Genomic DNA, 11,869 nt, shown 5'->3' with positions numbered 1-11,869 from the left:
ACATGAACACCAATATTACCGACATCTTTTTTGATTTAGATCATACGCTTTGGGATTTTGATAAAAACTCAGAAATGGCTTTTGATCGTATTTTTAAAAGCAAATATCAAGAAATCGCTACTCAGGATTTTATTAAAGAATATATTCCGATCAATCAAGAATGCTGGAGATTGTATCAGAATGATAAAATTACACATCAGGAATTACGCTTTAATCGTTTGAAGTATTCTTTTGATGCTTTGAATTATAGTATTTCAGAAGAAAATATTCTTGAAATTGCCAATGATTACATAGAGTTCCTTACTGATAATAATTATTTATTTGACGGGGCAATTGAAGTTTTGGAGTATTTAAAGCCAAAATATAAACTTCATATTATTACAAACGGATTTGCTCAAGTACAGGAAAAGAAAATTAATAATGCTTCGCTTGGAGGGTATTTCAGTACGATTACAAATTCGGAATTAGCAGGTGTAAAAAAGCCAAATAGTATTATATTTGATTATGCATTAAATTTGGCAAAAACTTCAAAAGAAAACAGTATTATGATTGGCGACGATTTTGAAGCAGATGTAAACGGAGCTTTGAATGCTGGTCTAGATGCTATTTTCTTCAATGAGAAAAAAAAGGCCGTTTCTGGAAATTATAAACAAATTAACCATTTATTAGAACTAAAAAAATATTTATAATGATGAGAATTAAATTTTTACTTGCTGCAATTTTATGTTCAGTTGTTGGATTTGCACAGACTATTAATGATTACAAAGCTGTAATTATTCCTTTGAAATATGAGTTTATGAAGACTGATAATCAATATCGTTTGGCAACTTTGAGTAAACAAAATTTGACTAAAGCAGGTTTTGAAGCTTTTTATTCAAACGAGCAGCTTCCTGACGGTTATACAGATCGTTGTCAGGTTTTGTATATTGATGTTATAAAAGATAGTGCTTTCTTGGTAACTAAGCTTATAATAAACTTCAAAGATTGTTTCGGTCAGGTTGTTTATACTTCAGAAGTAGGAAGAAGTAAAGAGAAGGATTATGAGGTAGCTTACAAAGAAGCATTAGATAATGCTTTTAAGTCAGTTATTGCTTTACATTATAAATATAGTGGTAATCCAGTTGCAACTTCAAAAACACCAGCTCTTGCAAGAACTGCTGTAGCAGCAACTGCAGTTACAACTGTAGCAGCAACTCAAGTAGCTACTGCATCTTCGCCAGATTTGAAAGATCCAAATTTATTGTACGCTCAGCCAACAGAATCAGGTTATCAGTTGATCGATAAAACTCCAAAAGTGGTAATGAAGCTTTTTAAAACTTCACAACCAAACGTTTACATTGCGAGCAAAGATAATGTTCAGGGCTCTTTAATCTTAAAAGAAGACGGACAATGGTATTTTGAATCTTATCAGAATGATAAATTGGTTTCAGAAAAAATTGTAGTTAAATTTTAAATATAAAATAGGGTTTAATAACCGTATTTATCTTTCCAACGGTTCTTTAAAAATTCGCGGGTACTGTTCTCTCTAGAATTGTTTCCAGGATTGTAAAGAACCGTTTTTTTTATGGCATCTGGTAAAAACTCTTGTTCTGCAAAATTATTTGCATAATCGTGCGAGTATTTGTATTCATCTCCATATCCTAGTTCTTTCATTAATTTGGTAGGTGCATTTCGCAAGTGGAGCGGAACAGGCAAATCGCCAGTTTGTTTTACCAATTGCTGTGCAGTTCCAATAGCCATATAAGACGCATTGCTTTTTGGCGATGTCGCAAGATAAATTGCACATTGGCTTAATATGATGCGGCTTTCCGGATATCCAATAGTAGTAACGGCTTGAAAAGTATTATTGGCCATTATTAGCGCAGTTGGATTGGCATTGCCAATGTCTTCGCTTGCAAGAATTAGCATTCTTCTAGCAATAAATTTTACATCTTCACCGCCTTCAATCATTCTTGCCAACCAATAAACAGCTCCATTGGGATCACTTCCACGAATAGATTTTATAAATGCAGAAACAATGTCGTAATGTTGTTCGCCAGTTTTGTCATAAAGAACAGTGTTTTGCTGTACAAGTTCTAAAACGCGATCGTTGGTAATTGTAATTTCGTCACCTGCCGAAGCGTTAATAACAAGTTCAAATACATTTAGAAGTTTTCTGCCGTCACCGCCTGAAATACGTATTAAAGCTTCTGTTTCTTTTAAATTTATTTTTTTTGTTAGTAAATAAGCATCGGTTTTCATTGCACGCTCTAAAAGCGCTTCTAAATCGGCTTTTGTAAATGCATTTAGTATATAAACCTGGCAGCGTGACAATAATGCAGGAATCACTTCAAAACTTGGGTTTTCGGTTGTAGCGCCAACCAATGTTATCCAACCTTTTTCGACAGCGGCCAAAAGTGAATCTTGTTGTGACTTACTAAATCGATGAATCTCATCAATAAACAGAATTGGATTTTTAGCAGTAAAAAGTCCACCGCTTTGTTTGGCTTTATCAATAACATCACGAATGTCTTTTACACCAGAATTTATTGCACTTAGAATGTAAAAAGGTCTTTTTGATTCTTGAGCAATAATTTGGGCTAATGTTGTTTTTCCCGTGCCAGGAGGTCCCCAGAAAATCAATGAAGGAATTATTCCTTTTGAGATTTGCTGTGTTAAAGAACCAGTTGGCCCAACCAAATGCTCTTGGCTTATATAATCTTCTAATTTCTGCGGACGAATACGCTCTGCTAAAGGTGCTTCCATAATTACAAAATTAATATTTTAAGATTTAAATATCGTTCATTCAAAAGTTAAAACAGTTTGAAGAGATAAGGATTGTTATGATTTGAGACATTTTATTAACTTGGTATGACAAAATATCAGTAAAATATTTTTGGATAGTTTTTTGAGTTCTTCTAAAAGTTATTTTGTAAAGATATGAGCGATACTAACTTTAAGTTTTCAAATTCGGTTATTGGACTCCCATTATTTTTTGTCCTTTTTTTATGGGTCGTATATTGGCTTCAAATCCGTTTTGATTTTGATTTTTATCGGTACGGAATTTATCCAAGAGACTTAATTGGTTTACGAGGTGTCTTGTTTAGTCCCTTTATTCACGAAAATTTAGATCATTTATATAATAACAGTATTCCACTTTTAATACTATTGGCTGCTATGCAGTTCTTTTATCCGAAACAGACTTTGGGTGTCATTGGATATGGAATTTTATTTTCAGGATTAATTACTTGGATTGTCGGACGTGAGAATTTCCATATTGGGGCAAGCGGGTTGATTTATGTTTTGGTGAGCTTTATTTTTTTTAAAGGAATTCAAACTAAATATTATAGATTGGTTGCTCTTTCCTTGACAGTTATTTTACTTTATGGCGGAATGATATGGTATGTTTTTCCAGATGTTGATCAGTCTATTTCTTGGGAAGGACATTTGGCTGGACTTATTACAGGATTTGTTTTAAGCTTATTCTATAAAGCTCCCGAATATGCAAAACCAATTGTTTACGATTGGCAGCGTCCCGATTTTAATCCCGACAGCGATCCTTTTATGAAGCATTTTGATGAGAATGGAAATTTTGTTGTTTTTTCGAATGAGGAAGAAGAAGACGATTTAGGATATTTTTTGTCTAGTCATCCAGTAAATTATATTGTGACCAAAAAAGAAGCTCCTGAAGAAGATGTCACTCAATAATTTTCTTTAAGATAAAAAGATTAAATTTGTTAGGTAACATTTTAATTATTGGGCATTATGAGAAAAATCAGTTTTTTAGTTTTGTTCTTGTGTTTTGTATTTAATGCAAAAAGTATTGCTCAATGTGAAATAAAAAATAGGGTACAGGCGGACGGCAGTATGATATACTTTTTTGAGCCTGCCGTATTTTATACTACGAAATCAAAATCGTTAAAAATTAATATAGTCACTGACAAAGAGCATTATTTTGTTGCATTACAGCCTACGCCATTTCCCGAAAAGAAAGTTGGGAAAAAGATAAAGGAAGATTTAGTAATGCATCTTGCCGATAACAAAACCTACACTTTAGCGCATTACGATACACAATATCGACGCAACGATTCTATAATGCAAGTTCTTTATTTGATTGATGATAAAGATCTTGATGCATTTTCTAATTACGAAGCTGTTAGTGCAGAAATCAATATGCAGGGTACTGAATTTGTTAGAAGCTATAATTTTAAACTTCATAAAAATGCTATTGTCGAACAGCTTAAATGTTTTTTGAAGAAAGAGGAAAACTAACTTTAATCTTCGTCTTTTACTGGAGGATTTTTTTTAGCATCAATTTTCTTTTTAAGGTTTCGAAAAAGATTATTGAAACTTATGGTAAGCGATGCTGCATTAGTTGTTTGATTTCCGCTGTTTCGTGGAAGATATTCGTTGCAATAAGTTAATTCTACTTGAAAGTCATCTGAAAACAAATAGCCTGCTCCAATATTGAAACGATTTCGGTCAAAGAAACTTTCTCCCGTAACATTGGCTCCAGATTTAAAATAAACTTCGTCTGATGCAATCGCATATACAACTCCGCTTCTTAAGAATTTACTGTTAAGAGGCTGTATATACTTAATTTGTTGACGATATCTAAAAACATTTTCATAATCGTCATCTTTATTTTTCATATGACGGAATTCAGTACGCATTCTTGTACTTAAAGTATATCCAGTTTTATGAAAATAGTAAATTCCTTGAAGAGCAAATCGTGTCTCGGGAGACTCAAATTGACCTATTTCAGGAACATCTCTATTGTTGAAATATGCTATAAAAGCAGAAAATTTCCATCTTGGAGAAAAATAATAATGTCCCCAGCCTCTAATTGATCTTTGTATGGTATTTTCGAATAAGTTTGGTGATGATTCGGTACTACTATAAGCAGCCGCAAAATCTATTTCAGTGGCCCATTTTTTACTTAAAGTTTGGTTAAACTGAATTTCATTCCAAAACTGATTATATGTAGTATTTTGTCCGTAGCTGTTTGTAATTAGTAAAATTACAAACAGACATCGGAGGACTATGATATTTAAATTAGATTTTGAAAGCATTAATTAAAGGTATTTAATTATTCATTCTAATCTTAATCTCAATGTGTTTTTTAGGTTCTTTGTCGAACAGCTTCATATAGAAAAGCACCACAGGCAACAGACACGTTTAATGACCCGATTGATCCAAACATTGGCAGTTTTGCTTTTTCATCTACTATTTTTAAAACGGAAGGATTTATTCCGCGATCTTCAGATCCCATAATAATGGCTAATGGTTCTGAAAGTGATACATCGTATATGTTTTGATCTGTTTTTTCGGTCGCAGCAACCGTTTTTATTCCAGAACCTTGTAGATAAAAGATAGCATCTTTGATGTGTTCAACTTTGCAAATAGGCACATTAAAAACAGCGCCAGCAGAAGTTTTAACTGTATCGCCATTTACAGGGGCAGATCCTGCTTTTTGTACAATGATTCCGTTTACACCTGTACATTCCGCAGTTCTAATAATAGCGCCAAAATTTCTAGCATCTGATATTTGGTCCAAGATAAGAAAAAGAGGTTTTTTACCCGACTCCATTGTAGATTCAACTAGATGTTCTAAATCTATAAAGCCAATAGGAGAGATCGTAGCTACAGCTCCTTGATGATTATTTGGAGTAAGACGGTTTAGTTTTTCTACAGGCACATAAGAAAAGTTAACGTTTGCACGTTTCATTACCTTCATTAAATCTTTCATAAGCTCACTAGAAATTTCTTTCTGTATGAAAACTTTGTCTACTTCTTTTCCTGCCTGAATTGCTTCTATGATGGCTCTAATGCCAAATATTTGATGTTCTTTTTCCATGAGACAAATATAGGTAATATGTTTATATAAAAAAACCACCCCAAATTAATGGAGTGGTTTAATATTTAGACTACTTGAATAAAAATTCTAGTATTCGTCTTCGTAGAAACCAGTTCTTTTGTGACCTTCATAAAGAATATCATATCCAGCTGGGTCATAATCAAAATGAGCTCTGAATGAGATTTTGTCTACTTTATGTCCACCTTTTGATGTTGCAGCTCCCTTTTCAATTTTTCCATTTGTAATAGTAACTTTAGATCCATCTAATAGGTTGTCTGCAGAAGTAGCTGTGAAAGTACCTGCCTTAACATCAACAGTTACTTTACATTTAATCCAATATCCGTGTTTTACATCATCAATCCACATTGTATTGTCATTAGCTGCAGTATTATAAGTTTCATGTATTGCGTTAGCTACAACCAATTTTCCATCACTATCTGTAAGTGTTATGAACCAGTCACCTGACATAGATTCTACAGATGTTCCTCCTGGATCTGTATCTCCAACTTCATCACAAGCTACAAATGACGTAAGTACAAGCATTGCTACAAGTACACGTGTTATATTTAGTTTTAATTTTTTCATTGTAATGTGTTTTTATTATCGTTTAAATATTCTGTCTGCTGTTCCAAATACTGCTGAAGCATAGATAACCCATTTCCAGTTGTTTTTGTCAGTAATAGTTCCTATGTTGCTTTCTGCAGATATTCCCGATTGAGAAGCACTTGGATTGTAAGGAGCATAAACCTGTTTGTCATCTATATTGTAGAATTCCATAGTTAAATTATCTGCAGCAACATTGTAACCTGTTGCATTATCGCAGATATATTTTCTTCCCGCGTATCCGTCTAGTTTAGTTACCACGTTAGGGTTACTATTTCTAAAGAAAGTACCAGTCAAATCAATTGTAGTTGGTTTGTTACTCAAAACTACTATTGTACGAGTTAAGGAAGCAGGGAAACCATCACTATTTGTAGCAGAGTATTTAATTTTGTAAACAGTTGGTTTACTAGTATCTACTGCACCATCGATTTTTACTTCAAGAGCTTTTCCGTCAGCTTCAGCTTCTACTCCAGCTTCTGTGTATGTATCTCCTTGAGTAAGAACAACAAGAGCATCTCCATGCATAGTCAGGTTAGCATAAGCTGTTACTCTTGAAACATTGTCAGTAGAATCTGTTTCGCATGAAGTAAACAATAGTCCTGAGACTATCATTAGGGATATATATATTTTTTTCATTGTTTATTTTTTTTTAGTTAACATCCCACCAAACTGGCGCAGTTATTTTTGCTAAAGCCGGAGCATTTGGATTACGTGTTTTTACAGTATTTGGTAAAACAAGTCTTCTAGGGAAAACATCACTTGTAACGTTCTCAACAGATATTGCAAATTGTCCTGGGATATAATCTTCATCTGTCTGAGGAACAGCTGATTCTTTAGGGAAACCAGTTCTGTTTTGTTCGAAGAAAGATTCGTAACCGTTTCCAGGGAAACTAGCAATCCATTTTTGAGTGATAATTGCTTCAATTTGAGCAGTAGTTCCTGTTGCTGGAAATTCATATTTTCCTCCTGCAGCTAAGAAAGCAGCAGGGCTTCCAACTGGACCAGTAATTGGAGCAACAGAAGTAGTGTTGTCGTATTTCTTGAAGTTTGCAGCTACCCCTAAATCGTATTTTTCTTTAGCTCCTGCACCTCCATAATATCTAACAAGAGCTTCTGCTTGCAAGAAGTAGCTTTCTTCTGCACTCATGAAATATAAAGGAGTTTTTGCATATAACGTTACTAATGAAAGTCCAGTAGCTCCATTTTCGAAATCACCTTGATTATTAGGTACTCCTGCTCCGTAATACTTATTCAAACGAGGATCTCCATTTGTTTGTAAATAAAGATATAAAGTTTTACTAGCTCTAAGATTTAATGTTGTATTTAACTGTCTTCTGTCAGTTTCATACAATGGATTACTTCTGTCAGCAGCATCTTCAAATTGAGTCATTGCAGCATCAACATCTAAGAATTGTGCACCAGAATCAATTAAAGTTTTAATACCTGATTGAGCCAATGTAGGATCTACTTGTGTTAATCTAAGATGTAATTTTAACAGTAAAGAGTTACCAAATTTTGTCCAATTAGACATTGTACCATTAAAGATAAAATCATCTTTTCCTGGCGCAGCTCCAACAGAAGAACTTAGATCTTTAGATAAAGCTAATTTTAAATCAGCAATCATTAAAGCGTAAGTTTCTTTACCTGTATTGAATTTAGGTTGCAAGAAAGTTGGATTATTTGCTTCAGTATATGGAATTGCATCATACCAGTCTGTTAAAATTTGCGAAGCTTCAACTTCAAGAACAGTAGCAATTAAGTAATAGTTCCAGTTTCCTTCAGTTTCAGCTTGTTTTTTTACAGTTCTAATATCATTAAGGGCATCATACATTGCAGTCCATGCAGTTTGGAAATCATTTGTTCCAAGGCTGTACTGGTCAATGTTTTTATATTGATTTGAAGTAGTGTTTTGTGTCCAGAATTGAGACCAAAACCCTCCAATTAGAGCATAGTATGATCCTTGTGCACCAGCAAGACCAGCAATACCTGCAGGCAAAATAGTGCTATTAGCTTGTCCAGGAGGCAAAGCATCCGGGTCTCTATTAATGTCAAATGTTTCATCACATGACACTAATAAGAAAAGTGCTGTTATTATTGTTGCTATTTTTTTCATTTTCTATGAATTATATTTTTAGAATGATAATTTTAAAACTCCACCTACTGATCTTTGTGATGGGTTAGCTCCAAATTCTCCAAACTCAGAGAGTACTCCAGTTCCGTAAGTACTTACTTCAGGGTCAACATATGGATTTTCTCCAGGAGTCCACATGAAAAGGTTTCTTCCGTAAATACCAACTGTGATTTTGTTTAATCCCATGTTTTTAGTAAGTGTAGAAGGGAAGTCATAATTTAAAGCAATTTCTCTTAATCTTACAAAAGTTTTGTCAATTACATGTGTTCTTTCAATACCAGGGTTGTTTCCTGTGTTGTAGAAGTTTGTATAAGTACTAAATGTAAGAGGTGTTGTGTTTTCTGTATATGTAACAGCTCCAGTTGTTGCATCTACGTGCTCATTAACAGAATTAGGAACAATAAATGCATTTCTATCATTAAATGTAGTTTCAATACCATTACCTACGAAATGAGAAAGTCTTTTAGTGTAAGAGTAGAATTCTCCTCCTTGTTTCCAGTCTAATGAGAATGATAAGTTAAAGTTTTTGTATTTGAAAGAGTTTTGTAATCCCATAACAAAATCACGTTGTGCGTTTCCAACTTTTTGGATATCATCACTCACTTCGTACATTCCAGTAGATGCATTTACAATATATTGACCTGCAGCATTTGTTTTTGGAACTTGTGAATAGAAACTACCAATTGGATCACCTTTAGTTGCTCTCATAGTTACACCATAAGCAGGAAGTAAATCAATATAATTTCCACCTGTGTTTAATTGTGTTACTTCGTTTAAGTTTTTAGTAAATGTGTAAGTTACGTTCCATGTAAAGTCCTGATTTTTAATTGGACTACCTGAAAGAGAAAGCTCAATACCTTTGTTCACAACATCTCCAGCGTTGATAGCTTTGATAGTATAACCTGTTGATGGGTCTAATGGTAGGTCTACAATAAGGTCAGAAGTCGTTTTGTGATACAATGCGATATCATAGCTAATTCTGTTTTTGAAGAAAGATCCTTCAGCTCCAACTTCATATTCTACTGTACTTTCAGGTTTTAACTCTGGATTACCAAGTCTTCCTGATGCTTCGAAGAAACTTACTCCTCCAATTGGAGATGCAATTATACCAAAGTTCGCGTTAGCAGAACCAGAGATATATGAGTCTTCTGTTGTGTATACCCTTGTATCATTTGCAATTTTTGAAGCAGCTGCTCTTAATTTAAGGAAAGTATTTCCGTTATCAATTGCAATAGCACCTAATGATAAAGATGGGTAGAAATATGAGTTATTTCCTATTGGTAATGTTGATGTAAGATCTTGTCTAGCTGTAGCCGTTGCAAAATATCTGTTTTTAAATGCAAACTCAGCAGATGCGTAAACAGCTCCTGTTTTTCTAAGGCTGTTTGATTGATCAATTACTGGTCTTAAAGCTGAGTTTGAAAGCTCATAAAATCCTGGAAGACCTAAATTTGTTACAGTGTTTTTCAATATATCAGTCTCTCTTTTGTTGTAGTTAAAACCTCCTAAAAGATTTAATGTCCAATCTTCACTTAAGTTTGTGTTATAATTAATATTGAAGAAAGTATCAAACTCACTGAATTCTGATCTTGATTCTGTTACACCTCCTACTACTGGATTAGCACCAGCAATTGCCTGAGGAGTACCTGGAGCATAATTTACAATTGCACCGTAGCTCTTAAGTCTTTCTGTTCTAACGTTACCACCAATTTGCCATGAAGCTGTAATTTTGTCAGTTATTTTGTAACTTAAATTAACGTTTCCGAAAAGGTTGTGTCCGTATACTTTTGTGCTGTTCTCATTAATTGAAAAATATGGATTAGCAGCGTATGGAGTAAAATAGTAATCTGGAGTATTGAAGACATTGTTTTTGTAATCTCTTAAATCTACAATACTAACGTCTCTAGGAATTTGTAATAAATCCTGTTGCAAAGTTGAACCTTGTCCTGCATCATCACCCTGACCTGTGTTAACTACACTTTGGTCTTTGTAAACATAATTAAGAGAAGTTCTTAATGTGAATTTTTTACCTTTTAATCCACCATTAAATCCTAATGATTGTTTTTTGTATAAATCTGCATCAGTTGGTACAACACCATCACTGTTTACATTTGAAAAAACTAAAGAGAAATCAGAATTGTCTCCACCACCACTTAGAGTTGCAGATTGTGTAGCTAGTGTACCTGTGTTGTAAAAATCTCTTACGTTATTTTTTAAACCAACATAAGGTTTGATTTGTTGAGTATTGTTGTAAACTGTTCCCCATGGTCTAACCTCTCCATTGAAAGCAGGTCCCCATGAACCATTTTCGTTACTGTAAGAATTAGATCCTGAGAATCCTAGTCCATTCCAACCTTCACCAAATTGATTTTGTAAATGAGGAACTCTTGCTACTTCGCTGAATTCTGTTGAAGCTAATAAATCAACTTTAATTCCAGAGTTAGCTTTACCTTTTTTAGTAGTAATGATGATTACACCACCACCAGCTCTTGAACCATATAATGCTGATGCAGCCGCTCCTTTAAGAACAGTCATGCTCTCGATGTTATTTGGGTCAATGTCACTGATTCCGTTACCAGTATCATACGATCTTGTTGATGTAGCAACTCCGTTATTACTAGTACCAGTTGGGGTATTGTTAATCGGTGTTCCGTCAACAACATAAAGTGGACCACCACTGTTTGTGATACTGTTTAAACCACGGATAACAACTTTAGTTGAAGCCCCTGGTTGAGAAGGTGCAGTAATGTCAACCCCTGCGATTTTACCAGAAAGAGTTTCAAATGGGTTAGTATTAACTACTTGTGTAAGTGCGTCCGCTTTTAAAGTTGTTGTTGCGTAACCAAGAGATTTTTTCTCTCTTTTGATACCAAAGGCAGTTACAACAACACCTTCTAGTTCTTGCGCACCAGCGTCTGCTAGTTTTACATTAACATTTGCAGATGTAGCAGCTACTTCTTGAGTTTTCATTCCGATGTAGCTAAATACCAATACTTGGCTTGAAGAAGCTTTGATCGAGAATTTACCATCAAAGTCTGTTTGCGTTCCCGTTTTAGTTCCTTTAACTAATACACTAACACCTGGTAAAGGTATTCCTGCATTGTCAGAAACTGTTCCCGAAACAGCTCTTTCTTGCGCAAAAGAAAGTTGCGCAACTAGTACTAATAAAAGCACTAAGAATCCATTGAACTTTAGTTTCATTTTTAAATATTTTGAATTAGTCCGACAAAAATCTTAATAATTTGTTAATCTACCTAATTTAAAAAGCTTTTTTTTTAGTTAAATAATAAATTTAGGGT

The 11,869-nt window shown here is 34.0% G+C and carries 11 protein-coding genes; 4 read left to right on the top strand and 7 right to left on the bottom strand.

The features are described 5' to 3' along the window. Positions 1-2: 2 nt before the first annotated feature. Together AC5ZCW_RS12600 and AC5ZCW_RS12595 are read left to right on the top strand one after the other, a co-directional pair. Positions 3-689 carry a YjjG family noncanonical pyrimidine nucleotidase gene (locus tag AC5ZCW_RS12600; protein ID WP_496120148.1) on the top strand — a complete coding sequence of 229 codons (687 nt, stop codon included), beginning with the start codon at positions 3-5 and terminating at the stop codon, positions 687-689. Beyond that, complete coding sequence (locus AC5ZCW_RS12595) at positions 689-1,453, top strand: hypothetical protein (RefSeq protein WP_496120146.1); 765 nt, start codon at positions 689-691, stop codon at positions 1,451-1,453. Before AC5ZCW_RS12600 ends, AC5ZCW_RS12595 begins: the two co-directional genes overlap by 1 nt. A gap of 14 nt (positions 1,454-1,467) precedes the next feature. Here the strand turns inward: AC5ZCW_RS12595 and AC5ZCW_RS12590 are convergent, their stop codons facing one another. Next, positions 1,468-2,745, bottom strand: coding sequence for a replication-associated recombination protein A (locus tag AC5ZCW_RS12590; RefSeq protein ID WP_496120144.1), 1,278 nt, complete (start codon positions 2,743-2,745; stop codon positions 1,468-1,470). A 174-nt stretch (positions 2,746-2,919) separates the two neighbouring features. Between AC5ZCW_RS12590 and AC5ZCW_RS12585 the strand changes: the two genes are divergently transcribed. Next, positions 2,920-3,687, top strand: a complete 768-nt coding sequence (locus AC5ZCW_RS12585; protein ID WP_496120142.1) for a rhomboid family intramembrane serine protease — start codon at positions 2,920-2,922, stop codon at positions 3,685-3,687. Between the two features lie 57 nt (positions 3,688-3,744). Further along, positions 3,745-4,251, top strand: a complete 507-nt coding sequence (locus AC5ZCW_RS12580) for a hypothetical protein (RefSeq protein ID WP_343544799.1) — start codon at positions 3,745-3,747, stop codon at positions 4,249-4,251. A gap of 2 nt (positions 4,252-4,253) precedes the next feature. Here the strand turns inward: AC5ZCW_RS12580 and AC5ZCW_RS12575 are convergent, their stop codons facing one another. From AC5ZCW_RS12575 to AC5ZCW_RS12550, 6 genes are all read right to left on the bottom strand, one after another. After that, positions 4,254-5,051: a DUF2490 domain-containing protein gene (locus AC5ZCW_RS12575; protein ID WP_496120140.1), complete on the bottom strand. Its 798-nt coding sequence runs from the start codon at positions 5,049-5,051 to the stop codon at positions 4,254-4,256. A gap of 50 nt (positions 5,052-5,101) precedes the next feature. Beyond that, positions 5,102-5,836 (bottom strand): 23S rRNA (guanosine(2251)-2'-O)-methyltransferase RlmB, encoded by a 735-nt coding sequence (gene rlmB / locus AC5ZCW_RS12570; protein WP_496120138.1) that lies wholly within the window; start codon positions 5,834-5,836, stop codon positions 5,102-5,104. Positions 5,837-5,923: 87 nt separating this feature from the next. Next, positions 5,924-6,421: a lipid-binding protein gene (locus AC5ZCW_RS12565; RefSeq protein ID WP_281633933.1), complete on the bottom strand. Its 498-nt coding sequence runs from the start codon at positions 6,419-6,421 to the stop codon at positions 5,924-5,926. 15 nt (positions 6,422-6,436) lie between these two features. Next, complete coding sequence (locus tag AC5ZCW_RS12560) at positions 6,437-7,075, bottom strand: immunoglobulin-like domain-containing protein (protein ID WP_496120135.1); 639 nt, start codon at positions 7,073-7,075, stop codon at positions 6,437-6,439. 13 nt (positions 7,076-7,088) lie between these two features. After that, positions 7,089-8,552, bottom strand: coding sequence for a SusD/RagB family nutrient-binding outer membrane lipoprotein (locus tag AC5ZCW_RS12555; RefSeq protein ID WP_496120133.1), 1,464 nt, complete (start codon positions 8,550-8,552; stop codon positions 7,089-7,091). A gap of 18 nt (positions 8,553-8,570) precedes the next feature. Further along, on the bottom strand, positions 8,571-11,771 hold the full coding sequence (locus tag AC5ZCW_RS12550; RefSeq protein WP_496120131.1) for a SusC/RagA family TonB-linked outer membrane protein: 3,201 nt from the start codon (positions 11,769-11,771) through the stop codon (positions 8,571-8,573). Between the last annotated feature and the right edge of the window lie 98 nt (positions 11,772-11,869).

This window comes from Flavobacterium sp. PLA-DH12 (assembly GCF_059511845.1).
Note: the sequence above shows the minus strand (reverse complement) of the source record. Positions and strands in the feature narration are given on the sequence as shown.

Excerpts from the sequence above, each read along its gene's own strand:
- AC5ZCW_RS12580 (WP_343544799.1), top strand. The coding sequence starts at position 3,745 with ATGAGAAAAATCAGTTTTTTAGTTTTGTTCTTGTGTTTTGTATTTAAT.
- AC5ZCW_RS12550 (WP_496120131.1), bottom strand. The coding sequence starts at position 11,771 with ATGAAACTAAAGTTCAATGGATTCTTAGTGCTTTTATTAGTACTAGTT.
- AC5ZCW_RS12565 (WP_281633933.1), bottom strand. The coding sequence starts at position 6,421 with ATGAAAAAATTAAAACTAAATATAACACGTGTACTTGTAGCAATGCTT.
- AC5ZCW_RS12600 (WP_496120148.1), top strand. The coding sequence starts at position 3 with ATGAACACCAATATTACCGACATCTTTTTTGATTTAGATCATACGCTT.
- AC5ZCW_RS12590 (WP_496120144.1), bottom strand. The coding sequence starts at position 2,745 with ATGGAAGCACCTTTAGCAGAGCGTATTCGTCCGCAGAAATTAGAAGAT.
- AC5ZCW_RS12575 (WP_496120140.1), bottom strand. The coding sequence starts at position 5,051 with ATGCTTTCAAAATCTAATTTAAATATCATAGTCCTCCGATGTCTGTTT.
- AC5ZCW_RS12560 (WP_496120135.1), bottom strand. The coding sequence starts at position 7,075 with ATGAAAAAAATATATATATCCCTAATGATAGTCTCAGGACTATTGTTT.
- AC5ZCW_RS12595 (WP_496120146.1), top strand. The coding sequence starts at position 689 with ATGATGAGAATTAAATTTTTACTTGCTGCAATTTTATGTTCAGTTGTT.
- AC5ZCW_RS12585 (WP_496120142.1), top strand. The coding sequence starts at position 2,920 with ATGAGCGATACTAACTTTAAGTTTTCAAATTCGGTTATTGGACTCCCA.
- AC5ZCW_RS12555 (WP_496120133.1), bottom strand. The coding sequence starts at position 8,552 with ATGAAAAAAATAGCAACAATAATAACAGCACTTTTCTTATTAGTGTCA.
- rlmB (WP_496120138.1), bottom strand. The coding sequence starts at position 5,836 with ATGGAAAAAGAACATCAAATATTTGGCATTAGAGCCATCATAGAAGCA.